Annotated in this window: 27 protein-coding genes; 17 read left to right on the forward strand and 10 right to left on the reverse strand. The window is 67.6% G+C overall.

Annotation, left to right across the window (positions count from 1 at the left end; genetic code table 11):
- Positions 1-55: 55 nt before the first annotated feature.
- Entirely contained in the window at positions 56-2014 is a 1959-nt protein-coding gene (locus ABD116_RS15085; protein WP_343969277.1) for a M13 family metallopeptidase, read from the reverse strand.
- Between the two features lie 168 nt (positions 2015-2182).
- On the opposite strand from ABD116_RS15085, the gene ABD116_RS15090 reads away from it, so the two are divergent.
- Positions 2183-3265 (forward strand): SMP-30/gluconolactonase/LRE family protein, encoded by a 1083-nt coding sequence (locus ABD116_RS15090; RefSeq protein WP_343969280.1) that lies wholly within the window; start codon positions 2183-2185, stop codon positions 3263-3265.
- On the opposite strand, the gene ABD116_RS15095 is transcribed toward ABD116_RS15090, so the two are convergent.
- Together ABD116_RS15095 and ABD116_RS15100 are read right to left on the reverse strand one after the other, a co-directional pair.
- Positions 3266-3559, reverse strand: coding sequence for an HU family DNA-binding protein (locus tag ABD116_RS15095; protein ID WP_343969282.1), 294 nt, complete (start codon positions 3557-3559; stop codon positions 3266-3268).
- A gap of 134 nt (positions 3560-3693) precedes the next feature.
- Complete coding sequence (locus tag ABD116_RS15100) at positions 3694-4503, reverse strand: phytanoyl-CoA dioxygenase family protein (protein ID WP_343969285.1); 810 nt, start codon at positions 4501-4503, stop codon at positions 3694-3696.
- 72 nt (positions 4504-4575) lie between these two features.
- Here ABD116_RS15100 and ABD116_RS15105 point away from each other — a divergent pair, with 72 nt between their 5' ends.
- From ABD116_RS15105 to ABD116_RS15160, 12 genes are all read left to right on the forward strand, one after another.
- Positions 4576-5379 carry a helix-turn-helix transcriptional regulator gene (locus tag ABD116_RS15105; protein ID WP_343969288.1) on the forward strand — a complete coding sequence of 268 codons (804 nt, stop codon included), beginning with the start codon at positions 4576-4578 and terminating at the stop codon, positions 5377-5379.
- 93 nt (positions 5380-5472) lie between these two features.
- On the forward strand, positions 5473-6486 hold the full coding sequence (locus ABD116_RS15110) for an LCP family protein (RefSeq protein ID WP_343969291.1): 1014 nt from the start codon (positions 5473-5475) through the stop codon (positions 6484-6486).
- Positions 6486-7313, forward strand: coding sequence for a YndJ family protein (locus tag ABD116_RS15115; RefSeq protein WP_343969293.1), 828 nt, complete (start codon positions 6486-6488; stop codon positions 7311-7313). Before ABD116_RS15110 ends, ABD116_RS15115 begins: the two co-directional genes overlap by 1 nt.
- The gene (locus ABD116_RS15120) at positions 7291-7818 is read left to right on the forward strand and encodes a DUF1990 domain-containing protein (protein ID WP_343969296.1); all 528 of its coding nucleotides are present in this window, start codon (positions 7291-7293) and stop codon (positions 7816-7818) included. The genes ABD116_RS15115 and ABD116_RS15120 overlap by 23 nt, the downstream gene beginning before the upstream one ends.
- A 68-nt stretch (positions 7819-7886) precedes the next feature.
- Positions 7887-8336 carry a GNAT family N-acetyltransferase gene (locus ABD116_RS15125; RefSeq protein ID WP_343969299.1) on the forward strand — a complete coding sequence of 150 codons (450 nt, stop codon included), beginning with the start codon at positions 7887-7889 and terminating at the stop codon, positions 8334-8336.
- Between the two features lie 118 nt (positions 8337-8454).
- Positions 8455-9132 carry a uracil-DNA glycosylase gene (locus ABD116_RS15130; RefSeq protein ID WP_343969302.1) on the forward strand — a complete coding sequence of 226 codons (678 nt, stop codon included), beginning with the start codon at positions 8455-8457 and terminating at the stop codon, positions 9130-9132.
- A gap of 663 nt (positions 9133-9795) precedes the next feature.
- The gene (locus ABD116_RS15135) at positions 9796-10995 is read left to right on the forward strand and encodes an ROK family transcriptional regulator (RefSeq protein WP_343969305.1); all 1200 of its coding nucleotides are present in this window, start codon (positions 9796-9798) and stop codon (positions 10993-10995) included.
- A 111-nt stretch (positions 10996-11106) separates the two neighbouring features.
- The gene (locus ABD116_RS15140; protein WP_343969309.1) at positions 11107-12435 is read left to right on the forward strand and encodes an ABC transporter substrate-binding protein; all 1329 of its coding nucleotides are present in this window, start codon (positions 11107-11109) and stop codon (positions 12433-12435) included.
- Positions 12435-13382 carry a carbohydrate ABC transporter permease gene (locus ABD116_RS15145; RefSeq protein WP_343969313.1) on the forward strand — a complete coding sequence of 316 codons (948 nt, stop codon included), beginning with the start codon at positions 12435-12437 and terminating at the stop codon, positions 13380-13382. The genes ABD116_RS15140 and ABD116_RS15145 overlap by 1 nt, the downstream gene beginning before the upstream one ends.
- A gap of 9 nt (positions 13383-13391) precedes the next feature.
- On the forward strand, positions 13392-14294 hold the full coding sequence (locus tag ABD116_RS15150) for a carbohydrate ABC transporter permease (protein ID WP_343969316.1): 903 nt from the start codon (positions 13392-13394) through the stop codon (positions 14292-14294).
- A complete protein-coding gene (locus tag ABD116_RS15155) occupies positions 14291-15544 on the forward strand; it encodes a 6-phospho-beta-glucosidase (RefSeq protein ID WP_343969319.1) in 1254 nt (417 codons plus the stop codon). The genes ABD116_RS15150 and ABD116_RS15155 overlap by 4 nt, the downstream gene beginning before the upstream one ends.
- Positions 15545-15567: 23 nt before the next feature.
- On the forward strand, positions 15568-16572 hold the full coding sequence (locus ABD116_RS15160; RefSeq protein WP_343969322.1) for an N-acetylglucosamine kinase: 1005 nt from the start codon (positions 15568-15570) through the stop codon (positions 16570-16572).
- 52 nt (positions 16573-16624) lie between these two features.
- On the opposite strand, the gene ABD116_RS15165 is transcribed toward ABD116_RS15160, so the two are convergent.
- Entirely contained in the window at positions 16625-17491 is an 867-nt protein-coding gene (locus tag ABD116_RS15165) for a hypothetical protein (protein WP_343969325.1), read from the reverse strand.
- A 152-nt stretch (positions 17492-17643) separates the two neighbouring features.
- Here ABD116_RS15165 and ABD116_RS15170 point away from each other — a divergent pair, with 152 nt between their 5' ends.
- Complete coding sequence (locus tag ABD116_RS15170) at positions 17644-18105, forward strand: hypothetical protein (RefSeq protein WP_343969328.1); 462 nt, start codon at positions 17644-17646, stop codon at positions 18103-18105.
- Between the two features lie 51 nt (positions 18106-18156).
- Here the strand turns inward: ABD116_RS15170 and ABD116_RS15175 are convergent, their stop codons facing one another.
- On the reverse strand, positions 18157-19011 hold the full coding sequence (locus ABD116_RS15175; protein WP_343969330.1) for a mechanosensitive ion channel family protein: 855 nt from the start codon (positions 19009-19011) through the stop codon (positions 18157-18159).
- 154 nt (positions 19012-19165) lie between these two features.
- On the opposite strand from ABD116_RS15175, the gene ABD116_RS15180 reads away from it, so the two are divergent.
- Entirely contained in the window at positions 19166-19621 is a 456-nt protein-coding gene (locus ABD116_RS15180; protein ID WP_343969333.1) for a GNAT family N-acetyltransferase, read from the forward strand.
- Here ABD116_RS15180 and ABD116_RS15185 read toward each other — a convergent pair.
- Together ABD116_RS15185 and ABD116_RS15190 are read right to left on the reverse strand one after the other, a co-directional pair.
- Positions 19614-20909: a neutral zinc metallopeptidase gene (locus ABD116_RS15185; RefSeq protein WP_343969336.1), complete on the reverse strand. Its 1296-nt coding sequence runs from the start codon at positions 20907-20909 to the stop codon at positions 19614-19616. The two genes, ABD116_RS15180 and ABD116_RS15185, sit on opposite strands and share 8 nt — an antisense overlap.
- A 107-nt stretch (positions 20910-21016) precedes the next feature.
- Complete coding sequence (locus tag ABD116_RS15190) at positions 21017-21349, reverse strand: hypothetical protein (RefSeq protein WP_343969339.1); 333 nt, start codon at positions 21347-21349, stop codon at positions 21017-21019.
- Positions 21350-21536: 187 nt separating this feature from the next.
- Between ABD116_RS15190 and ABD116_RS15195 the strand changes: the two genes are divergently transcribed.
- The gene (locus tag ABD116_RS15195; protein WP_343969341.1) at positions 21537-22304 is read left to right on the forward strand and encodes an SDR family NAD(P)-dependent oxidoreductase; all 768 of its coding nucleotides are present in this window, start codon (positions 21537-21539) and stop codon (positions 22302-22304) included.
- Here ABD116_RS15195 and ABD116_RS15200 read toward each other — a convergent pair.
- Entirely contained in the window at positions 22301-23092 is a 792-nt protein-coding gene (locus ABD116_RS15200; protein WP_343969343.1) for a class I SAM-dependent methyltransferase, read from the reverse strand. The genes ABD116_RS15195 and ABD116_RS15200 overlap by 4 nt on opposite strands.
- 166 nt (positions 23093-23258) lie before the next feature.
- On the opposite strand from ABD116_RS15200, the gene ABD116_RS15205 reads away from it, so the two are divergent.
- Positions 23259-23834 (forward strand): dihydrofolate reductase family protein, encoded by a 576-nt coding sequence (locus ABD116_RS15205; protein WP_343969345.1) that lies wholly within the window; start codon positions 23259-23261, stop codon positions 23832-23834.
- On the opposite strand, the gene ABD116_RS15210 is transcribed toward ABD116_RS15205, so the two are convergent.
- Together ABD116_RS15210 and ABD116_RS15215 are read right to left on the reverse strand one after the other, a co-directional pair.
- Positions 23831-24328, reverse strand: a complete 498-nt coding sequence (locus tag ABD116_RS15210) for an NUDIX hydrolase (RefSeq protein ID WP_343969348.1) — start codon at positions 24326-24328, stop codon at positions 23831-23833. The two genes, ABD116_RS15205 and ABD116_RS15210, sit on opposite strands and share 4 nt — an antisense overlap.
- On the reverse strand, positions 24321-24902 hold the full coding sequence (locus ABD116_RS15215) for a GNAT family N-acetyltransferase (protein WP_343969351.1): 582 nt from the start codon (positions 24900-24902) through the stop codon (positions 24321-24323). The genes ABD116_RS15210 and ABD116_RS15215 overlap by 8 nt, the downstream gene beginning before the upstream one ends.
- Positions 24903-25006: the final 104 nt, after the last annotated feature.

The raw sequence follows: 25006 nt of genomic DNA on the forward strand, positions 1-25006 counted from the left end.
GTTACTTGTCCAAGGTCACCGTTACTTGTTCAAGGTCACCGGTGCCTGGTCGCGGTCACCAGATGCGGACGCGGTCCTCGGGGGACAGCCACATGCCGTCGGACGGCTTGATGGCGAAGGCTTCGTGGAAGGCGTCGATGTTGCGGACGACCGCGTTGCAGCGGAACTCCGGCGGGGAGTGCGGGTCGATCGCCAGGCGGCGGATGGCCTCCGCCTCACGCGCCTTGCTGGACCAGCCAAGCGCCCAGGCGAGGAAGAAGCGTTGCGAGCCGGTGAGGCCGTCGATCGGAGCAGGCTCCTCGCCACCACCCAGCGACAGCGTGTACGCGACGTAGGCGATCGACAGGCCGCCCAGGTCGCCGATGTTCTCACCCAGGGTGAGCTCGCCGTTGACCTTGTGGCCGGGCGCGTCCGTCGGCTCGAGCGCGTTGTACTGCGCGACCAGCTTCGCCGTGCGCTGCTCGAAGGCGGCCCGGTCGGCGTCGGTCCACCAGTCGACCAGGTTGCCGGCGCCGTCGTACTTCGAGCCCTGGTCGTCGAACCCGTGACCGATCTCGTGCCCGATCACCGCGCCGATCGAGCCGTAGTTCACCGCGTCGTCGGCGTCGATGTCGAAGAACGGCGGGTGCAGGATCGCGGCCGGGAAGACGATCTCGTTCATCCGCGGGTTGTAATACGCGTTCACCGTCTGCGGCGTCATCAGCCACTCGGTCCGGTCGATCGGCTGGCCGAGCTTGGCCAGGTCCCTTGCGGTCTCCACCGCGACCGAGCGGCGGACGTTGCCGACCAGGTCGTCGGCCTTGATCTCCAGGCCGCTGTAGTCCTTCCACTTGTCCGGGTAGCCGATCTTCGGCGTGAAGGACCCCAGCTTGTCCAGCGCCCGCTGCCGCGTCTCGGGGCTCATCCAGTCGAGCGCCTCGATCCGCTGCCGGTAGGCCTCGACCAGGTGACCGACCAGCTCGACCATCCGCGCCTTCGCGGCCGGCGGGAAGTGCTCGGCGACATACAGCTGGCCGACGGCCTCACCCAGTGCGGAGTCGACCACGCCTAGTCCGCGCTTCCACCGCTCGCGCAGCTCCGGCGCACCGGTCAGCGTCTTGCCATAGAACTCGAAGTTCTCGTCCACGAAGGCCTTGCTCAGCAGCGGCGCAGCCGCGTGCACGATGCGCCAGCTCAGCCACTCCTTCCACTGCTCGAGGTCGATCTCCTGCAGTGCCGCGGCGGCGGCCGTCAGATAGTCCGGCTGGCGCACAACCAGCTGCGCGAACGCCGACTCGGGCACACCGGCGTTGGACAGCCAGCCTGCCCAGTCGAACCCAGGGGTGAGCTCCTCGAGCCCGGCCCGGTCGACCTTGTTGTACGTCGCGGTGACGTCGCGGTTGCGCACGTTGTCCCAGTGCCCAGCGGCCAGCCGAGTCTCGAGCGCCATGATCCGCTCAGCTGCCCCCGCGGGATCGGGCAGTCCGGCCAGCTCCAGCATCCGGCCGAGGTGTGCGACGTACGCCGTCCTGATGTCGGCGAAGTTGTCCTCGCGGTAGTACGACTCGTCCGGCAGGCTGATGCCGCCCTGGCTGGTGTAGATGATGTACTCGTCGGACTTCTTCGCGTTGATGTCCGCGCCGTAGTAGAAGACACCGGGCACACCCTGCAGCTCGACCTTGCCGAGCGCGGCGACCAGGCCGTCGACGTCCTTGACCGAGGCCACCAGGTCGAGCTGGTCGGCGATCGGCTCGGCGCCGAGCCGCTCGATCGTCTCGGTGTCCATGAAGCTGTTGAACAGGTCGCCGATCTTGCGCGCCTCACTGCCGGCCGGTTGCGCCGCGGCCGCGGTCTTCTCGACGATCGCCCGGACGTCCCGCTCGGCGTCGTCCAGCAGCGCGTGGAAAGCGCCGTAGATCGCCTTGTCCGCGGGGATCTCGGTGCGGTCCAGCCATGGTCCGTTCGCATACCGGTACAGGTCGTCCTGCGGCCGGACCGTCGTGGACAGATCCGAGCTGTCGATCCCTGCTGTCATTCTTGCCCCGCTCCTTCGCTGCCGGCTCCGGCCTGAGCCACTCACAGTGACATTACCTGTTGCCCCGCAAGCGCTGGGAAAGTTATCAACAGCCTTGAACTGTTCAGCGCCGCCGCCCGTGTCCCTAGTGTTGAAGGAACGGTCTATCGACCAGGAGGACACTCCGCCATGTCACGTCCCCACCCCAGACACCTCGGCCGCGCGCTCGCCACCACTCTCGGCCTCCCACTTCTGATCCTCGGCAGCCTCACCGCCTCCGCGGTCACCGGCACGCCCGCTGCCACCACGGCCGTCAAACAGCAGACCTCCAGCACCTTCCTGGACGACGGCCTCTGCGACCACATCCACTTCGGCGTCAACCCCGCCAACGCGGTGGCCGAGGCAGCCGCGTCGCGAGCCGCTGCCACCTACCCCAAGCGCATCGACCTGCCCGCCGGCTTCCAGCCCGAGGGCATCGCGATCGACCACACCGGTACCGCGTACTTCGGCTCGCGCCTCGACGGCGACATCTACGCCGCCGGCCTGCGTACCGGCGAGGGCACCGTGATCGTCCAGGGCCCGGGAACCCCCTCCCTGGGCATGAAGCTCGACCAGCGCGGCCGTCTCTTCGTGGCCGGCGGGACCGGTGGCAACGGCCGGGTGATCGACACCCAGTCCGGCACCGTGCTGGCCGGCTACGCCTTCACCACCTCGGCGAACACCTTCGTCAACGACGTCATCCTGGGCAAGGACGCCGCCTGGTTCACCGACTCGCGTCAGCAGGCCATCTACAAGGTCCCGCTCGGCCGCAACGGCAAGCTGCCCAGCCAGGCGGCCGTGCAGACGATCCCGCTCAGCGGCGACTACGTGCACGATCCGGTCAACCTCAACGCCAACGGCATCTCGCTCACGCCGGACGGGCGCAACCTGATCATCGTGCAGTCCGCGACCGGCTTCCTGTTCCGGGTGGACCCGCGCACCGGCGTCACCCGGCGTATCGACCTCGGCACCACGGTTCTGACGGCCGGCGACGGACTACTGCGGTCGAACCACACCCTGTACGTCGCACAGAACCGGCTCAACAAGATCGCGGTGCTGGACCTCGACAGCTCCGGCAGCAAGGGCCGGCTGGTCGGGGAGATCACCAGCGCCGACTTCGACGTACCGACCACGATGGCCTTCTACGGCTCGCGGATCTACCTGCCGAACGCCCGGTTCAGTACTCCGCCGACCCCCACAACGGAGTACTGGGCGACAGCCGTCCAGCGCTGATCAGGAGACGGTGCGGAGGTCGCCCCGGGCAGCAGCCTTGAGGCGGCTTCCGCAGGACAGCCGGACGGAGTACGCGGCCGGGATAGAGAGCGGCTCGCCGGTCTGCGGATTGCGGCCGGTGCGGGGCGCGCGCATCACCCGCTCGATGCTCAGCAGGCCGGTCAGCGAGACCTTGTCCCCCTTGTGCACGGCCTCGGTGACGACGTCGCCCAGCGCGTCGAGCACCTTCTCGGCCTGGTTGCGCGGGATGCCCGCCTTCGTCGCCACGCCGGCGACCAGCTCGTTGCGGTTCACGGTTCTCCTCAGACTCGCGCCGCCGGATCGGCACACCGTACGCCGCTCCGGTCGGTCCTGAAAACCTTAACCGAAATGAATGTCGTTAGCGAGAGTGATCTCAGATTCTGGGGAAATCCCGCGCAAACCAGGTCCTAGAGACCGTCGCGATCGTGCCAATCGGACTGCCAGCGGGCGTCGATGGGAGCGTCCGCCAGTTGGTAGCGGATGTCGGTCGAGAGCCGCATCGTCGACGACACGTTGTCCAGCGCGGCGTGGACAGTGTGGGCCGTATGGATGACCACATCGCCGGCCTCGTAGTCGGCGACCAGCCAGCGAGAGTCGTACGACTCGGCCAGGCCAGGCAGGTCGGCAGTGATCGATGCCGCGGGCCGCTTGAGCGTTCCGGCCGCCTCCTCCCGTAGTACCCGGTGGTGGCTGCCCTCCAGGTAGGTGAGGCCGCCCAGAGAGACAGGGCAGTCGCCTAGCGGGATCCATGCGGACAGCACCTGGTCGGTGCCCTCGCGGAGGTAGACGAGGTCGTAGTGCGCCTGCGTCGCCGTACCGATGCCCGCCTCGCCAGGTGCGATGTGCCGGATGATCTTGCGCCGGTGCAGGAACGTCTCCCCACCCAGGAACCACTCGTACCACCCCCGCAACGCCGGCTGCGCGCAGAAAGCCCCGTACGCCGCCCCCGGCACCACCTCGCTGAACAGCACCCGCCGAAGCTCACCCCGCTCCACCTCAGCCGGTACGCCGCGACTGTCAGCCACCCCCGTCGCCTCGAAGTAGTAGCGCCGGAAGTCCAGCACCACAGCCGGATCGAGCAACCCACGCAGGAACAGATACCCATCCCGCGCCAGCCGCTTCCGCAACGCCTCCCGGTCTCCGCGCTCCCGCCGCGGCACCTCCGCCAGCACCCCAAGCCGCTCAGGCGGCAACACATACCCATTAGAAGTCAGCACCGCACCATTGCACCCGCGAGCGACCGCCCGCCGGAATGGACTGCAACGAGTACTTCTTGGACTCTTGTAGCCATGGACGATTGGTCGATCTACTTGACCCCAGGACAGATCGAGAGACAACTTGGACTCTTCTGTCTGGGCGTCGGCACCCAGCGCAACCCGCCGGGCCAACCTCCGGAGCGCGCCCTCGGCTGCCACGCCGCCGTCTTCCTCCACCAGGGCAGAGGCCACCTACTGCACGGCCCTGAACGCACACTCCACGCAGTAGAGGCCCCTGCGCTCCTCTGGCTCTTCCCCGGCGTACTGCACGGCTACCGCCCTGCCACCCAGTGGCGCCAGTCCTGGGTCCTCTTCAGCGGTACTGCGACCAACGCCCTCACCCACCTAGGTCACCTGACCCCAGACCGTCCCGTACGCCGGTACGCCGACCCCCGCCCAATCCAACGGTCCTTCGCCAAGCTGCTCCGAGTAGCCCAGACCAGCGAAGTACAAGCGACTGCAGCCCTCTACGACCTCATAGCAACCGCTGCCCAAGACGAACCAGGCAACGAGCTGGTGGCCCAACTCAGAGCCATCGCCTGCCGCCCACTGTCGATCCCGCAATACGCCGAAGCTCTAGGAGTGACCGTCGATGATCTGAGAGCCGCAACCCGGAGCGCGTCCGGTACTACGCCACAGGAGGTGATCTTGACCACCCGGATGAACCAGGCGAAGGCCCTGCTGGCCGAATCCGACCTCCCCGTCGCAGTGATCGCCCGTGAGGTCGGCTACGACGACCCCGCGTACTTCAGCCGGCTGTTCAGCGCCCGCGTCGGCCAAGCGCCGCGCACGTTCCGGCGGATTGGTTCGATCTCCGGCCCAAGATCATCCTTTTGATCGACGCTACGGCCCGGTCCGGTCTGAAAGTATTCGTCAAGACCGTTCTACCGGCTGACGCATGACAGCCCCGGATCCCGATAGCGTCGTGCCATGAGCCATTCCGAGTCCATCGACCCGCGCTATGTCAGCCGGCCGCCCGTGCGACCCAAGAAGCGGCGCAACTGGTTCGCCCGGATCATCGGACTGATCGTCCTGCTGTTCGTGCTGAGCCTGATCTGCATCCCGCTGCTCGCCTGGGGCAAGATCAACAAGGTCGATGTGATGCCGTCCGGTGAACGCCCGGCAGACACCTCCGGTACGACGTACCTGCTGGTCGGGTCGGACGGCCGCGAGGGATTGTCCCGGGCCGAGCGCGCCAAACTGCACACCGGCAACGCGGCCGGGCAGCGGACCGACTCGATCATGTTGCTGCACGTGCCGGAGTCCGGCCCGACCGCGCTGGTCAGCCTGCCGCGGGACAGCTACGTCCCGATCCCAGGCCACGGCAAGAACAAAATCAACGCCGCGTTCGCGTTCGGTGGCCCGAAGTTGCTGATCCAGACCGTCGAGGGTGTCACCGGCCTGCGCGTCGACCACTACGTCGAGATCGGTTTCGGCGGCTTCGCCTCGATCGTCGACGCGGTCGGCGGGATCAACATGTGCTTGCCCAAGGCAATCAAAGACGACAAGGCACACATCGACCTGCCGGCCGGCTGCCAGGACCTGAACGGCCCGAACGCGCTCGGCTACGTCCGGGCCCGGCACTTCGATCCGCTCGGCGACCTCGGCCGGGTCCAGCGGCAGCGCGAGATGATCGGCGCGATCGCCGGCAAGGCCGTCGGCCCGGGCACCTTCCTGAACCCGTTCCGCTTCTACAAGCTGAGCACCGCGGGCGCCGAGGCGCTCACCATCGACAGCGACATGGGCCCGCTCACCCTGCTCAAGTTCGCCCGCGGGATGAAGGCGGTCTCGGCCGGCGGTAGCGGCGTCACCCTCACCGTGCCGGTCTCGGACACCAACCTCAGCACCCCGAACGGCTCGGCCGTGAAGTGGGACAACAAGAAGGCGACCGCCCTCTTCAACGCCCTGAAGGAAGACAAGACCACTGGTCTCAAGAGCACCTAGTGCTCACACTGGTCCACTTGGTGGTGAGCCTGGGCATGCTCGTGATCGTGCCGCTCGGGCTCAGCCTCGTGAAGATCGATGGCGGTACTACCGTCCGTCGCTGGTGGCCGGTCGCGGCCGTGCCAGGGGTCATCTCCCTCTGGCTCGGCCGCGGTCCGCTGTCCATCACCCTGGCGAGCATCTACCTGGTCGGCACGCTAGTGCTCGCCTTACTGGCTGCCAACGACCTAATCAGCCGGAAACGCCTGCGGGCCAGGGAGATCGCCCTCTACACCGCACTGGCGACACCGGCGATCGCTGCACTCGCACTGGTCGCCGAGCGCTCGTCGTACGAGCTGTTCGGCTTCAGTCTCACAGTGCTCTCGCTGACGGTCGCCCACTTCCACTTCGCCGGCTTTGCCGCGGCTCTGGTCGCCTGTCTGGTCGTGGAGTCGACTAGTGCCAAGACGGCGACGGCTGCGGCGATCAGTGTCCCGCTGGGTACCGGGATTGTGTTGCTGGGGTTCTTCCTTGGCGACCCGGTCGAGCTGGCCGGGGCCGTAGTACTGACCGCAGGGATGTGGCTGGTCGGGTGGACGATGTGGCGAAGGTCGCGGGCGGCGGAGCGTAGTACCAAGGTGCTGCTGATCCTGTCGGCTGGGACTCTGATGGTGACGATGCTGCTGGCGCTCAGCTGGGCACTGGGGCATGTGGTGGCGACGCCGTACCTGCCATTGCGCTGGATGGTTGCTACACATGGGGTGGCGAACGCGCTCGGCTTCGCCTTGTGCGGACTGCTGGCCTGGCGCCGGCTGAAGGAGTGGGATGAAGCTCGACGACCTGCGTGACAAGCGGTTCAGCTACGACGTGGTCGGGTCGACAGCGCAGCCCGAGACCCCACCCGGCTACCACCGGCTCGAGTACCGCCACCGCATCGGCACCGGCGACGAGGTGTTCCGCCGGGCAGGCGAGGCGGTGATGACCTGGAAGGCCCACGCCGCGGCCGGCATCCACGTCATCGCCACGGACACTCCCCTGGTGATCGGTACGAACTCACTCGGCCGGCTGGGAGTCGGCTCTGTCGGCCTGCCCGTCCCTTGCCGAGTGGTGTGGGTCGTAGACGAGCCCGACCGCACCGGCTTCGCCTACGGCACTCTGCAAGGGCATCCGCAAGCAGGCGAGGAGTCCCTGGTCGTCACCCGCGAACCAGACGGCATCTACTACACAATCCTCGCCTACAGCCGCCCCGCCACCTGGTACAGCCGCCTGGGCGGCCCCATCACCCGAGCCGCCCAACTCCAAGTAGCCAAGCAGTACGCCAAGGCCGTGGAGCGCCTCGCCAACAAGCACTGAGTGGACTGGTGGACCGGTGGCGGATTGGATCTGCCGCCGGAGGCGACCAGTTCCCTAGGGTCGACTGCATGAGCAACGTGCGCGCAGCTACCGACGCCGACATCCCGGAACTGGTCGATGCCTATGCCTGGCTCTTCGCACCACCCGGTACGAAGCCGGCCGACTGGCATCCCGTCGTGGCGGCCGAGCGGCTGGAGCGGGCCATCGCCGGGCCGCGCAGCGGAGTACTGGTCGCGGTGGACGGTGAAACGATCGTCGGATTCGCGACGACGTACCTCGACCTGGAGTCGGTCCGATTCGGTCAGCGTTGCTGGGTCGAGGACCTGGCCGTCGACCCCGGCCATCGGTCCCAAGGCACCGGCGCGGCCCTGCTGACAGCTGCCCGCAGGTGGGCCAAAGACCACGGCGCTACGCACCTGGAGCTCGACTCGGGGACCGCCCGGACCGACGCGCACCGCTTCTACGACCGCCAGCACCCGACCAGCCACTCCCTCAACTTCGGCTGGCAGACCGCCTGACGGCAACGCAAAGGCCCCGCAAGAGCTCATACCTTTTGCGGGGCCGGGGATATTTTTACCGGGACAGATCGGCCAACGACCTGACCGACACGCGAACAATGGGTGACATCATGTCCGGGTGAGTCCCAAGGCATTGAATGATCTGGTGGCGGCCGACTGGGCCGAGGCGTTGGCTCCGGTCGAGGAGACCGTGTCGCGGATGGGTGAGTTCCTGCGCGGGGAGATCGCGGCCGGGCGGCCGTATCTGCCGGCCGGCGAGAACGTACTGCGCGCCTTCAACCAGCCACTGAACGATGTGAAGGTGCTGATCGTCGGCCAGGACCCCTACCCGACGCCCGGGCACCCGGTCGGGCTGAGCTTCTCGGTGGCACCGGATGTGCGCCCGATCCCGCGCAGCCTGCAGAACATCTACCGCGAACTGATGGCCGACGTCGGCGTACCGGCTCCCAGCAACGGGGATCTGACGCCGTGGGCCGAGCAGGGCGTGCTGATGCTCAACAGGGTGCTCACCGTGCAGCCGGGCAAGTCCGCCTCGCACAAGGGCAAGGGCTGGGAGGCCGTGACCGAGCAGGCCATCCACGCGCTCGTGAAGCGTGGCGGCCCGCTCGTGGCGATCCTGTGGGGCCGGGACGCGCAGACGCTCAAGCCGATGCTGGGCAGTACGCCGTACATCGAGAGCGCCCACCCGAGCCCGATGTCCGCCGACCGCGGCTTCTTCGGCTCCAAGCCGTTCAGCCGGGTCAACCAGCTGCTCGTCGAGCAGGGCGGCACCCCTATCGACTGGCGCCTTCCCTAGAGGTACCTGTCCAGCTGTGCCAGAGCTGGCTGTAGCGACCACCTACAGCCAGCAGTTCGTCATGCGCGCCTGACTCCGCTGACTTCCCGCAAAGCCAGCAGGGGCGCACCAGGGTCTAAAGCGGTAGAGGTACCAGTAGCGATCTCGAACGGCGACCTGAGCACCGAGACCAGCCGCTCGGCCGACGCACACGCCATGGCAAACACCTGCCCGCTGTACCCGAGCGCTCAGCAGCGTTGTGCTGCGCCCCGATCCCACGCAACGTCCGCAGTCCACCAACCAGGTCGGTCGCAAGCGCCGTGGTGTCGGCGACCGCTAGCGCAGTAGTACCGGCAAACCCGAGCGACACGGCACGTAGTACCAGGGAAGCCTTCTCTGCATCGGATGTGGCGATCAGCAGCGGCTCCAGCCGGCCGATCGCCCGGCGCATCAGCCGGCCTGCTGTGAACTCCACGGAAAGCCCTTCCCCCGCCTACTCCGCTGACAAGTAAGCCAACCCTGACTTGAGCCAGAAGCAACCCGTGACCGTCGATCGATTGACACCTGCCACAGCGCACCCGTACGGTCTGGCGGTAATAGGAAACTTTCCTAACAGTTGATCTCGACGAGCATCCAGCAGCGTGGTTCGGCGACGCGAGAGCGAAGGAAGGGCAGGGTTAGCACATGGCCAGCACACCCGGTACTCCCCGCCTGCTCCGCGCGATGAACGACCGCGCCGCCCTCGACCTGCTGCTCGCGCAGGGCCCGCTGTCGCGAACGACCCTCGGCAACCTCACCGGCCTGTCCAAGCCGACCGCCTCCCAGCTGCTCGCGCGGCTGGAGAGCGCCGGCCTGGTCCGGGCCAGTGGCACGAGCGCCGGCCGCCCGGGCCCCAACGCCCAGCTGTACGAGATCAACGGCGGCATCGCCTACGTCGCCGGCCTGGACGTCACCCCGACCCGGATTCGCTCCGCCGTCGCCGACCTGACCGGCAAGGTGGTCGGCCGCTACGAGCTGCCCACCCCTGGCCGCAGCGCCAAGGGCACGGTCGAGCGGGTGGTCAAGACCATCGACGGCGCGCTCGGCGAGGCCGGGCTGACCCGCGACCGCCTGCACCGCGTCTCGATCGGCACCCCCGGTGGTTTCGACCCGACGACCGGCCGCCTGCGGTACGCGACGCACCTCCCCGGCTGGCACGCGCCGCACCTGCTCGACGAGCTCGCCGCGGCGATCGCAGTACCGCTGGAGGTCGAGAACGACGTCAACCTGGCCGCGGTCGCCGAGCAGCAGGTCGGGCACGCGAACAGCAGCGACAACTTCGTCATGCTCTGGGGCGACGAGGGCATCGGTGCCGCGATAGTGATCGGGGGCCACCTCGTCCGCGGCGCGACCGGCGGTGCCGGTGAGGTCGCCTTCATGCCCCTGCCCGGCACACCGCTGGTCCGCAACGTCGGCCGCAACAACGCCGGTGGCTTCCAGGAACTCGCCGGTGGCGAACCCGTCCTCGAGCTGGCCCGCGCCAACGGCCTCAAGGCCCGTACGCCGGAAGCCGCCATCACCGTCGCCCTGCAGACACCCGGCGCCGGCGACACGGTCCTCAACGAGTTCGCGCATCGGCTGGCGGTCGGCCTGGCCGCGATCGTCTCAGTCGTCGACCCCGAACTGATCGTGCTCGCCGGTGGCGTCATCACCGCCGGCGGCGAGCGGCTGCGCGGCCTGATCCAGGATGAGCTGGCCGAGCTCGCCGTACCGCGGCCGCGGCTGCTGATGACCGCCATCAACACCGACCCGGTGCTGTCCGGCGCCCTCCAGTCCGCCCTGAGCTACACCCGCGACGCTGTCTTCGACACTGCCGGCACGACGACCGGAGGCAGTGCCGACTAGCGCCGAGACCACCGCCACACACATCCCCGGACCGGGAACACCCACCTGGCCCGGTGGATCCGTACACCCAAAATGCAGTTCGGCTCCACCCAGGATCAGGAGAAACGGAAAATGCGTCGAGTCCACAAAGCAGTGATCGCCGCGGCGGCGATCGCGCTGCTCGGTACCGCGTGCACCGGTACGTCGAGCGCCCCCAAGGCGAGCGACGACGCCACCAAGGACACCACGATCACCTTCTGGCACGGCTGGAGCGCGCCCAGCGAGGTGGCCGCGATCGCCGCGAACGTGAAGGCGTTCGAGACCGCCCACCCGAACATCCACGTGAAGGTCGTCGGCAACATCAACGACGACAAGATCAAGCAGGCGCTGCGCGCGGGCGGCCCGAACTCGCCGGACGTGGTCTCCTCGTTCACCACCGACAACGTCGGTACCTTCTGCGCCTCGAACGTGTTCGCGGACCTGAAGCCGTTCCTGGACAAGTCCGGCGTCGACCTGGACAAGACCTTCCCGAAGCCGCTGCAGGACTACACCCAGTTCGAGGGCAAGCGCTGCACGCTGCCGCTGCTGAACGACGCGTACGGCCTGTACTACAACAAGGACGCGTTCAAGGCGGCCGGGATCGCCGGCCCGCCGAAGACGCTGTCGGAGTTCGACGCGGACGCGAAGAAGCTGACCAAGGCGAAGGGTGACTCCTTCTCCCAGCTCGGCTTCATGCCGAACTTCCACGGCTTCGAGTCGACCACCACGCACTTCGCCGCGCAGTGGAACCCGACGTACTTCACCGCCGACGGCAAGTCGAACCTGGCGGCCGACCCGGCGTTCGGCAAGATGCTCACCTGGCAGTCCAACCTGGTCAAGGAGCTCGGCGGCTTCGCCAAGCTGGAGAAGTACCGGGCGACCTTCGGCGACGAGTTCGGCGCCAAGAACCCCTTCCACACCGGCCAGGTCGCGATGTCGATCGACGGTGAGTGGCGGCTCGGGATGGCCAAGGAAGCCGGCGTGAAGTTCGACATCGGCGTCGCGCCGTTCCCCGTCCCCGACGACCAGGCCGACACCTATGGCAAGGGCTACCTGTCCGGCACCATCATCGGGATCGCGAACACCAGCGAGAAGCAGAACGCAGCCTGGGAGCTGGTCAAGTACATGACCACCGACACCGACGCCGTGGTCAACTTCGCCAACGCCATCCACAACGTGCCGTCCACGCTGGACGCGCTCAAGTCGCCCAAGCTGGTGGCCGACGACAACTTCAAGGTCTTCCTCGAGATCGCCCAGCACGCGAAGAGCAGCACCACGCCGGCCAGCCCGAACGGTGGCGCCTACCAGCTCACCCTGCAGGACTTCGGCTACGCCTTCGAGGCCGGCAAGCAAACCGATCTGGCCGCTGGTCTGGCGAAGACCGACGCCCAGATCGACAAGGACATCGCGCAGGCGAAGTGATGGCGACCATCTCGGTAGGGCTCAGGGACAAGCGCCGTCGCGAGCGGCTGCGCAACCTCGCCTTCCTCTCCCCGTGGCTGATCGGGGTCAGCGTCTTCTTCCTGTACCCGCTGATCTCGACCGTCTACTTCAGCTTCATGAAGTACGACGGCTTCACCCCGCCGGTCTGGACCGGCCTGAAGAACTGGAAGTACGTCTTCACCGACTACCCGTTCTTCTGGCCGGCCCTGCGCAACACGCTCTGGCTGGTGATCGTGATGGTCACCCTGCGGGTCGTCTTCGGGCTCGGTATCGGCCTGCTGATCACCAAGGTCAAGACCGGCGCCGGGATCTTCCGGACTCTGTTCTACCTGCCGTACCTGGCGCCGCCGGTGGCCGCGACGATGGCGTTCGCGTTCCTGCTCAACCCGGGCACCGGACCGATCAACAACATCCTGGGCAAGATCGGGTTGCCGCAACCAGGGTGGTTCAACGATCCGGCCTGGTCGAAGCCGGCCCTGACCCTGCTGGCGATCTGGGGCATCGGCGACCTGATGGTCATCTTCATGGCCTCGCTGCTCGACGTGCCGATGGAGCAGTACGAGGCGGCCTCGCTGGACGGCGCCGGGGCGTGGAAGCGGTTCCGCCACGTCACGCTGCCGAACATCCAGCCGATCGTGCTGTTCGCGGTGATCACCGGCGTGATCCAGACCATGCAGTACTACACCCAGCCACTGATCGCCGGGAAAGTCGCGAGCGGGGTGATCGGTGGCTCGGGGCAACAGTTCGAACCGGGCTATCCGGAGAAGTCGACGCTGACGTTGCCGCAGCTGGTCTACAACCTGGGCTTCCAGCGGTTCGACACCGGTGGCGCCTCGGTGATCGCGCTGGTGCTGTTCGTGCTGGCGATGGTGTTCACGGCGTTCCTGATGCGCCGCGGCAGTGGCTTCCTGGCCACGGACGACTAGGAGGCCTGCATGAGTACATTGACGACATCCCGGGTTGACTCCCCGGCTTCCACTCCTGGGCTGACCACGGCGGGCCGCGAGGCCCGGCGTACCAGGTTCCTGAACTGGGTCGCGGTGCACACGCTGGCGATCGCGGCGGCGCTGTTCTTCGTGCTGCCGTTCGTGTTCGTCTTCCTGACCGCGCTGATGAGCGACCAGCAGGCGCTGACCCGCGACCTGTGGCCGGACTCGTGGCACTGGGAGAACCTGCGCACGGTGTGGGAGACCCCGGGCTTCCTGACCTGGTGGAAGAACACCCTCGTGTACGCCGTACTCGGCACAGTGCTCACCTTGGTGTCGAGCATCCCGGTCGCGTACGCCCTGGCCCGCTTCAAGTTCCGCGGCCGCAACCTGGCGATGATGCTGGTCATCTCGACGATGATGCTGCCGCCGCAGGTCGTGATCGTGCCGATGTACCTGTTCTGGGCCAAGCAACTGCACCTGTCCGGGACGCTGTGGCCGCTGATCATCCCGCTGGCCTTCACCGACGCGTTCTCGATCTTCTTGCTGCGGCAGTTCCTGCTGACGATTCCCAAGGAGTACGTGGACGCGGCCAAGGTGGACGGCTGCGGTGACTTCCGGGCGCTGGTCCGGGTCATCCTGCCGATGGCCAAGCCGGCCATCGCGGCGGTCGCGCTGTTCCAGTTCTTCTACTGCTGGAACGACTACTTCGGACCGCAGATCTACGCCTCCGAGAACCCGGCCGCCTGGACGCTGAGCTACGGCCTGGAATCCTTCAAGGGCGCCCACCACACCAACTGGAACCTCACCATGGCAGCGACCCTGCTGGTGATGGCGCCGGTGATCATCTTGTTCTTCTTCGCCCAAAAGGCCTTCATCGAAGGCGTCACACTCACAGGGGTCAAAGGTTGAAACTCACAGTCGTCGGTGGCGGATCCACCTACACGCCTGAACTCATCGACGGATTCGCCCGGCTGCGCGACTCGCTGCCGGTGTCGGAACTGGTCCTCGTCGACCCGGCGGCCGACCGGCTCGCGCTGGTCGGCGGGCTGGCCGAGCGGATCTTCGCGAAACAAGGGCATCCGGGCAAGATCGTCACCACGTCGAACCTGGACGAAGGGATCGAGGGGGCGGACGCCGTCCTGCTGCAGTTGCGCGTCGGCGGGCAGGCAGCGCGTGGTCAGGACGAGTCCTGGCCGCTCGAATGCGGTTGCGTCGGGCAGGAGACGACCGGCGCGGGCGGCCTCGCGAAGGCGCTGCGGACGGTTCCAGTCGTACTGGACATCGCCGAGCGGGTCCGGCGTACCAACCCGGACGCGTGGATCATCGACTTCACCAACCCGGTCGGGATCGTCACCCGGGCCCTGCTGTCCGAGGGCCACAAGGCCGTCGGGCTGTGCAACGTGGCGATCGGGTTCCAGCGGAAGTTCGCCGGGATGCTCGGGGTGAAGCCCGAAGAGGTCGCACTGGACCACGTCGGGCTGAATCACCTGACCTGGGAGCGCGGTGTCCGGGTCAATGGGGAGAACGTCCTGCCCAAGCTGCTCGCGGCCCACTCGGCCGAGCTGGCCGCGGAGATCAAGCTGCCGGCCGAGTTGCTGCTGTCGCTGGGAGTCGTACCGTCGTACTACCTGCGCTACTTCTACGCGCACGACGAGGTCGTCCGCGAGATGCTGGACAAGCCGTCGCGGGCGTCCGAGGTCGCGGCGATCGAGAAGGAACTGCTCGACCTGTATGCCGATCCCACGCTGGACGAGAAGCCTGCGCTGCTCGAGCAACGTGGTGGTGCCTACTACTCGGAAGCCGCTGTCGCCTTGGCGTCCTCGCTGCTGAACGACACTGGTGACATGCAGGTGGTCAACACGTTGAACAACGGCGCATTGCCGTTCCTCCCCGATGACGCGGTGATCGAGGTGCCTGCGACGGTAGGGGCATCCGGTACGACGCCGTTGCCGATCTCGCCCCTCGAGCCGTTGTACGCGGGGCTGGTCGCCAACGTCACGGCGTACGAGAATCTTGCTCTCGAAGCGGCTCTGAAGGGCGGTGCGGAGCGGGTGTTCAACGCACTGCTGGCGCATCCGCTGATCGGGCAGATCGAGTACGCAAACCAGCTCACCGACAAGCTGCTCGCGCACAACCGCGAGTACCTGCCGTGGGCGTGACCATGACTGACGGGGTTCGCCTGATGAGACCGCTGGTGCCTGGCGGCGTACTGGCCTTCGACGCGGGCAATAGCAAGACCGATGTGGCGCTGGTATCGGCGGACGGCACAGTCCTCGGTACTGCGCGCGGCGGCGGCTTCGAGCCGCACATCGTCGGGGCCTACGCCGCCGTGGAGGGCCTGGCCCCGCTGGTCGCCTCCGCGGCCGCGGAGGCCGGGCTGGCGGTCGGTGAGGTGCCGCTGGTCCAGCAGATCTCCGCGTGCCTGGCGAACGCGGACCTGCCGATCGAGGAGGAGCGCCTGGCCGAGGCGTTCGAGTCGTTCGGCTGGGCGACGTCGGTGCACGTCGCCAACGACACCTTCGCCTTGTTGCGGGCAGGCGTGGACGAGCCGCGCGGCGTCGCGGTCGTCTGCGGCGCCGGCATCAACTGCGCAGGACTGCTGCCTGACGGCCGTACCGCCCGCTTCGCCGCCGTAGGCAAGATCTCCGGCGACTGGGGCGGCGGCCAGCAACTGGCCGACGAGGCCTTCTGGGCGGCAGCCCGGGCGGACGACGGCCGAGGCCCTGCAACCTCCCTCACCACCGCTCTCCCCGCCCACTACGGCGTGGAGTCGATGCCGGCCCTGATCGAGGCCCTCCACCTCGGCGACATCCCGGTCTCCCGCCGCCTGGAAGCGACTCCTCTCCTCTTCCAGGTGGCGGCGTCCGGCGACGCCATAGCCCGCTCCATCGTCCAGCACCAGGCCGAAGAGGTCGTCTCCATGGCAGTGGTAGCCATGCGCCGCCTAGACCTCCTGGACGAGCCCACCGACGTAGTACTGGGCGGCGGCGTCCTGACAGCCGGCCACCCGTTGTTGATGGAGACAGTCGTCCGCCTACTAGCTGCGGCCGCTCCGAAGGCGGTCGCCCGAGTAGTAGACGTCCCACCCGTGGTCGGTGCCGCCCTACTGGGCTTGGACCACACAGGCGCGGCCCCCTCAGCCCACCTGACCCTCAGATCCGCCTACGCAACATCCCCTGCTGCGTAGGCGACCACAAGCGGCCCGGCCCCGACCCCGTTACGGGGCGGGGCCGCTTGTTTCACCTGACGTCCGCGGCATCTTCGAGAACCACCTCAAGATGCTCTTCATGGATCGGCAGCTTGGGGAGTCCCGCCGGCAGCACCGGCGCCAACGCAACCCACACTCTGCGAAGCGCCGCCCGATCGAACTCCTGCGGCGTCGACGTCGCCAGTAGCAGCACATCACCGCTGCCGAGCAGCCTCACCTCCGCGAAGGCTCCCGATGCCCGCAACCCCTTGACACCGCCGACTCGCTCGACCAGAACGGCCGGGCACAGCGTGATCCAGCTGTAGCCACGGATGTACTCCGAGCTCTGCGCGAGCGAGTCGAGATGGTTCCGCCCGATCGCCGAGTCGAAGGCCGTGGTGTGGTGGACATTGCCGTTCACCGCGACCTCGCCGTAGACGACCGTGACCGAACCGACGACCTCGGCCAGGAACGACATCCAGCGGTCACCGGCGTCCGTCCCCCAGGACGCTGCCGTACCCGCGGCGATCGTCAGCCTGAGCATTCCAGCCGTTCCGCCGTGCTCGTCAACCATCGAGATCGACGCCCACTCGTACTTCTCGAACGGTTCCCCAGGCTGTGGCAGCGGGTCCGGAGCCCCCGTCATCGTCAGCGTCAGCCCCACCGGCCGCTCCGCCAGCCCCGCCAGCCTCTTCTTCCACCCGGCCACCGAGAACTTCGACCTGGACATCCGCGCGGTAACCGGAGCCTGATCCACGAACCCACCGTGCACCACACCCTTCCCCAACTCCCCGAACAACTCAGGAAACAACTCCGCCCCACCCTCGAGCCACCCGCGCGCCACCGCCGCGAAATCCGCGTCGCCAGGCAGCGAACAGTTCACCTCGGCACGTACGGACGAGATTTCTCGTTCTCTCACCAACGCTCACCCCCAAAGATGCGTCACCGTACTGGATCTGGGCTTGTGTTGGATGTAATCATGATTACATGAATACACAGTCAGAGGGTGAGCGCGTTCGGGGCTGGCTTACGGGTCGGCTTCCGGCGGGGTGGTTCGAGGGTGAGCCTGAGGTGAGTATCGATCGCGACGAGATTCTCGTGGTCGGGAGGATCGCGGCGCCCGAGCAGGGTGACGGGGTCAGTGCGGCCGAGCGGTCGGCGGCTGAAGAGGGACGGATCAAGCAGTTCCGGGAGGACACCCGGGAGAAGCGGATCGAGATCGCCCGGGAGCTGGAGCACGCGACTCGGCGGAAGGTCGCCTGGGGCGTGCGGGCCGGGGAGACCCGGACCGTGTTCACGTCACTGTCGGCGCCGGTGATGACACGGCTGCGGCAGCCGGAGCGGCAGGTGCTCGACACGCTCGTCGACGCCGGTGTCGCCCGGTCGCGCAGTGACGCGCTCGGCTGGTGCGTGAAGCTCGTCGCGCAGCACAGCGAGAGCTGGCTCGGCGACCTGCGCGAGGCCATGGCCAAGGTGGAAGACGTCCGCCGGGCCGGACCGGACGCAACGTCGCCGGACAGCTCCGAGGACTAGAACCAACAGGCGGGTGTGATCGGATCACACCCGCCTGTTCTGGTACTGCGGTCAGCTGTGGCGCGGGGGTTCCGTGCTCCAGCCGTTGTCGCTGCCCGGCCAGTTGCCGTTGGACTGGGGAGCGCCGTGGTGAGCGGGCTCCTGGGTCGGGTACGTGGCAGTGCCGTTGCCACCGGCCGTTCCGTTGCCGGTCGTACCGTTCGAACCAGTCATACCGTTCGAACCGGCCGTGCCGTCGGCGGCGGGGCGGTTCATCGTGGTGCGGTCGAACAGGGTGTGGAGTGCCTGGCCGGCCATCTCGCGGCCGCCGAGGCCGAACGCGAGGCCGAGGGCCAGGGCGGCACCACCCAGCACGATGAGCAGCGTGTTGCCGGTCAGCTGGACGGCGATGCCCAGCTGGGTCAGGGCAGCGAAGGCGGCGTAGACCAGTACGGCGTACCGGCCGACCTTGGCCAGCGTCTCATTGCCGGTCGCACCGCGGATCACGGCCGCCAGGAAGTTCGCGAACAGCGCCGCCAGGCAGACGATCACGATCGCCGCGAAGATCCGCGGGATGTAGCCGAGCATGTCGGACATGAAGTTCGAGATCTCCGGTACGCCGAGCGCGGAGGCGAACATCGTGAAGCTGATCAGGAAGACGAACCAGAACACGACCTTGCCGAGCATCGTCGACGCGGTCAGCCCCGTGCCCGACCGCTGCAGGACGCCGGACACCCCGGCTCGTTCCATCCATTGGTCGAAGCCGACCTTGCCGAGCAGGGTCCCGACCAGCTTGCCGAGCACCTTGGCGACGAAGTAGCCGATCACCAGGATGACGATGCCGCCCAGCAGGTTCGGGATGAACCCGAGAAGCTTGCTGAAGGCATCTTCAAAAGGTTGGGTGAAGTCGATGGCCAGTGCTGACATCGGCGTTCCTTCCGGACTGGCCCGTACCGCCGCCACGCACCCGACCCGCGCGACTCCGGCTACGGGCGGGTTGCAGTTGGTGTCCAACCACCCGTGCCCGGCGCGACAGGGAGTAAACGGTCCTCACCTAAAGTAATGTGATTGCATAAGGCAAATGACCGATGTCGTGATCCGCCGCGCCACCGCCACCGACGTCCCCGGCATCGTCGCGATGCTCGCCGACGACGAGATCGGCGCCGGCCGGGAGACCCCCGCCGACCTGACGCCGTACCGGGCCGCCTTCACCGCGATCGACGCCGACCCGAACCAGTTCCTGGTCGTTGCCGAGCGCAACGGTGAGCTGATCGGCACGCTCCAGCTGACCGTCATCCCCGGCCTCTCCCGCCAGGGCGCCACCCGGGCGCTCGTCGAGGCCGTCCGGGTAGCCTCCTCGGCCCGCGGCCTAGGCCTCGGCACCACCCTGATGCAGTGGTCCATCGAAGAGGCCCGCGCCCGGGGCTGCGCCATCCTCCAGCTGACGTCCGACAAAGCCCGCGTCGACGCCCACCGCTTCTACCAGAACCTGGGCTTCGCCCAAACCCACGAAGGCTTCAAACTCCAGCTCAGCTGACCTTCGCGGACGGCGCGACGTAGGTGTTGCAGGTAGCCGGGTTGGCTGACTTGAAGCCGGGGCCGGACCACAGCCACTGGTTCTTCTTCGAGCCGTGGTCGCGGATCTTCTTGGGGTCGAACTCGTCGCCGCTGTTCTTCGTCTCGTACTCCCAGTACTTCAGGTCCTGACCGGTCAGGCCCAGGGTGACCTTGTTCGCGCCGAGGAAGTTCGCGCCGAGGCAGTTGGCCTGAAGCTCCTGACGGCGGCTCCACTCCAGCTTCTCCGCCTTGGTCTTGGCAAAGCCTTCGCGTGAGCTGGAGGCCGTCGACATCTCGGTCAGGTTCTGGACGTGATGACCGTACTCATGGGCCAGGGCGTCCATCATGTGCACGATGACCTGGTTGCCGTACGTCTTGTAGTCCTTGAGATCCTTCTCCCACTCCATCGTGATCAGCTCGTCGGTCGGGCAGTAGTTCGACGTGGTGGACTCGCCGGTGCAATTGGTCGTGTTGGTCTTCCCGGCGAGTACGAGCTTCGGTTGCCGGAACGGGTAGTTCGCCTTCAGGACCAGTGGCTCCCAGGTCTCGTGCAAGCAGGGAACCAGCCCCTGGTAGAAGCGCAGCACGTTGGCCTTGCTGGTCGGCTTGATCTTGGGCCGGGCGCACTTGACGGTGGGTAGCTTGCCGACCTTGTAGAGCAGGTTCTTCTGCAACCGGACCAGGTCCGGCACGGGTGGGATAGTCACCGTGACGGTTGGGTTGGGGGCTACTGACTGGGGGCCTTCGGAGGGCTTGATGGAGGGGTCGGCGAGGGGGTTGGTGACCTCGTTGCCGAAGCTGTCGATCTTGGCGTACGCCGCGATGGTGCCGCCGGCCACGATGACCAGGGCGAGGGCGGAGACCAGGCCGACGAAGCGCTGGGAGAACTGCCGGGCCGGCTTCCGGTACGGCGAATGGGTCGAGAACTCCTGCACGGCCGCCCGGGGCGACGTCGTCTTCCATCCGGCGTACCGCACCCGCCCGAGCTGCCGGGTCCCGCGCAACGCCCCCGTCGGCGCACCGAGCAGCGGCGCGGCCGGCGGACCGCTGTAGAAGCCCTGGTACTCCGGGTCGTCCGGCAGCGGAGCCGCCTTCTTCCGGGCAGGCTCCTGCGAAACGCTGATCGGCCGGGCCTCCCCCAGACCGAGACCGGTACCGGACCCGAGCTCCAGCTTGGACGTCGGAGCAACCGGGGAAACCTCACCCGTAGGCACGTCACTTCCGGGCAGGAAGTGACCCGGCTCCGGCACCCGCTCGTCGTCCGCCATCCATCTACCTCAGTCCGTCGGTGAACAGCTGACTTCGGCTGTCGCTGCAGCGAAAGTGTTGCAGGGCCCACAACCGGCCGCGCAAAGCCCCTCCGCGAGCAGACCCATCAGGACAGCACCAGGGTCGCCGCGAAGGCGCCACCGGCGACCAGGATCGTCGCACCGGCGACGACGGCGGCGACGATCGCCTTGGACCGCTTCCGCGGCGCGAACGCGACCGGATCCGGGTTGTACCGCGCCTTGAACGCGGCCGCCGCGCGATCACCGGGCGGCGGTGGGCCGAGCCTCGAGCCGGTCAACAACGGCCGGGCCGGCGGCGCCAGCGGCTCAGAGGGATCGCCGTACGCCGGTACAGGCGGTCGCCGGTACGTCGAAGTACTCGCCGGCTGGTCGCCCTGTGGAAGGAAATGTCCAGGCCTGGGGCCTGACTCCTCAGCCATGCTTACCCATTTCTCCCCGGTCCTGGACGCATGCCGGACCCATCGTCGCGGTGGCCGAACGAGACCCACCCCTGGCTCGAATCGCGGCACGATGCTACGTGCCGGGCGGTCCTTCGCTGTACTGGATTGCAGCTATTGACATCGCTTCGGGACCTGGGATGACTCTGCGTACTGGTAGGAGTACTGAATGAGCGTGCTGGAGAGTTTCGCGTTGGACGGCAAGCGGGCGCTGGTGACCGGCGGCAATCGCGGGCTCGGGCGGGCCTTCGCGCTGGCGCTGGCCGAGGCGGGCGCCGACGTGGCGATCGCCGCGCGCGACGCCGAGCGGAACGCGGCGGTGGTGGCGGAGCTCGAGGCGATCGGGCGGCGCGGGTTCGCAGTACAGGCCGATATCACCGTACGGGCCGACGTGACGCGGATGGTCGAGGAGGTGACGGCGGCGCTCGGCGGGATCGACGTACTGGTGAACAACGCCGGCATCGCGATCCACCGGCCGGCCCTGGAGGTCCCCGACGACGAGTGGCAGCAGGTGCTCGACCTCAACGTGACTGCGTTGTGGAACACCAGCACTGCCGTCGCACGCGGCATGATCGCCGCCGGCGGCGGGGTGATCGTCAACGTGGGCAGCATGTCCGCGCAGATCGTCAACCGGCCGCAGCACCAGGCGTCGTACAACGCCTCCAAAGCCGCCGTCCACCACCTCACCCGCAGCCTCGCCGCCGAGTGGGCTCCGCACAACATCCGCGTCAACGCCATCGCCCCCGGCTACGTCAAAACCGACATGGCCCCCGTCGACCGCCCCGAATTCCAGCAGAACTGGATCCTCGACGCCCCCCTCCAGCGCTACGCCACCCCCGCCGAGATCGCGCCCTCAGTCGTCTATCTGGCCTCCCCCGCCTCATCCTTCATGACCGGCTCAGTACTCCTGATAGACGGCGGCTACTCGGTCTACTAGGCGCGTCCGAAGGCGAGGAAGTGGAAGCTGGTGGACATCACGTTCGGGTCGTTCTCGACGAGGCGGGCCAGCAGGATTGCTGAGGGGAGAAGGGTCGGTACGTCGGCAGGCGCGGCGTGCTCGAGGGTCGCGGCGGCGGGTCCTTCTACGCCCAGTACCTCGGTCGCGTCGAAGCCAGCCTGGTCGAATTCGGCGCGGAGTTCGTCGGCGTGGTGGAAGTAGGCGTTGGTGAAGCCTGTCGGGTCGTCGTAGTTGCGCCCGGTGGTGAGCGCGACCTCGAACTCGGGGAGGGTGTCCTCGCTGAGCATCCCCTTGTTGCCGTACTCGAGCAGCCCGGCGTACCGACTGATGCCCGCGGCAACCACCAGCCCGCCCGGCCTGGTCACCCGTCGCGCCTCGGCCAGCGCTTGCGCCCGATCGGCCGCGTCGACCAGGTGATACAGCGGCCCGAACAGCAACGTCACGTCGACGCTGTCATCCGCCTGCTCCAACTTGCGCGCGTCACCGACCATCGCCGCAAACGTCCCGACCTCCGACGCCGTCGCAACATGCTCCGCCACCGGATCCACCAGCTTCACCACATACCCATCGGCCGCCAGCCACCGCGCATGCACACCGGTCGCGCCACCCACATCAAGAACCGTTGCCCCCGGCCCCGGCAGGTACCGGCGTATCAACTCCTGCGTCCGCAAGAACTCCAGCCGCCCGTGCCCCGACCGCACCAGCCTGTCATCCTCCACGTACCGCTCCGCATAGAACGCCCTGATCAACGGATCCAGTTCAACCATCGCCCCATCATCAACCCCACAAATCCCAAGCACACCCCATTTCCCCGGCCGTATCCTGCACCTCGGAAAAACTCTTGGGTGGTGATGTCGGATCGGTGAGCCGGGGTTCGTAGTACGAATGAGGGGCCGCCCGGAGGGGGCGCCCACCGGATTCGAGGAGCGCATCATGACCGCGATCTACACCTTCGACGTCTTCTCCACTCTCGATGGTTACGGCAACCACACCGGCGACTGGGGCGGCTACTGGGGCAAGCAGGGGCCGGAGTTCCTCGAGCACCGCTTCGGCCAGTACTCCGAGCAGCAGCGGCTGGTGTTCGGCGCCGCCACCTTCCGCGACAACATGGAGATGGCCGCGGCGTTCCCCGGAGCGTTCGAGGAACCCGGCTCCTGGATCACCCAGCTGAGGAACCTGCCGGCCACCGTGGTGTCGAACACGCTCGAAGGCCCCGTCGACTGGCCGGACGCGACCATCGCCAGTGGCGACGCCGTCGAGGTCATCACCCGCCTCAAGCAGGAATCCGACGTTCCCCTGCGGTCCCACGGCAGTCTGGCCCTGAACCGCGCCCTGCTCGCCGCCGGCCTGGTGAACCGCATCCAGGTGACCGTCATCCCGGTGATCACGGGCAAGACCGGAGCGACCCGGATCTTCGACGGCCTACCCGACTTCGACCTCACCCTGCTCGAAACCCGCACCCTGGACGGCAACCTCCAGGAACTCATCTACCAGCCCACCCTGCACTAGAGCGCTGACCTGGTGACCTCGTACACGCGATCGAGGAAGGCAACGGCCGGGTCGTAGGTGAAGGACCAGCGAGTCGGACCGGACCCGCCGAGGAAGGCCGCGACCGGTTGGCTGAGCGGTGGATAGGGAACGGCGCTGACCAACGGAACCGCCTCGGCCGGCAGGAACCAGCGAGCTTCCTGCACTGACCCGTCCGGATCATCGATGGCGAAGTCGCCATCCGGGACCTCAGCGCAGTAGTTGTACGCCGTACTACGAGACGCCCCGTCCCTGCTCTCCACCACCACCTCGGCCACCAGCCTCAACTGGTCGACCCGAACCCGCAACCCGGTCTCCTCGAGCAACTCCCGCACCGCCGCCTCAGCCGGCGTCTCACCCGGCTCGACAGCCCCGCTCGGCAACGACCACTGCTCGTCCACCCAGTCCTCGTACCGCTCGCGAACCAACACCACCCGCCCTTCCCAAAACGCCAGCACCCCCGCGTAATCAGTCACCCGCCACTTCCCCCTCAGCCGCCGCAGAATCGGTGGGCCGAGCCGTCCCGGCAGGATCGACAGGCGAAGCCGGGCCAGTGGGATCGATCGGCTCAGCCGGGCCGACCGGATCGACGGGTGGAGCCGGCGCTGCGGGGTCGGGGAGGGTGAGGGCGAACTCGGCTTCGTCGAACTCGTTGGTGCCGAGGTCGGTGAAGGCGGCTGAGCGGAGGGTGGCGAGGCCGGGCTCGTTGGCCGGGTCGACGGACGCGTGGATCTGGCGAGCACCCACGTCCGCGGCCAGCTGGACGACTTGGTCCAGCGTCTGGCGGCCGAGCCCTCGACCACGGTGCGCAGGACTCACGTAGTACGTGATCTCTGCTTCGTCATCGAGGACCTCCAGGTCGATGAACCCGATCGGGCCGCTCTCGTCGAACGTGATCCAGCCGTGCCGGCTCGGTGCCTGCAGCAACGGCGTCCAGCGCTCGACTGCATGACCGTAGAACCCGCCGAAGATCGCGCCGCCGACAGGATCCGCCGCCAGCCAGCGCTCGACCTGCCGCAGCCCGTCCTCGTCGATCGCCCGCACCCGCATCCAGCCACCTCCTCCGCGTGCCAGCACTCTGCCTGGGCCCACCGACAATTCGCAATCCCGTTCCGCCGACGGACCCGGGTTTCGTGTTCGAGCGGTACTGAGCA

The sequence above is a fragment of the Kribbella koreensis genome (genome assembly GCF_039525325.1).
GTDB lineage: Bacteria > Actinomycetota > Actinomycetes > Propionibacteriales > Kribbellaceae > Kribbella > Kribbella koreensis.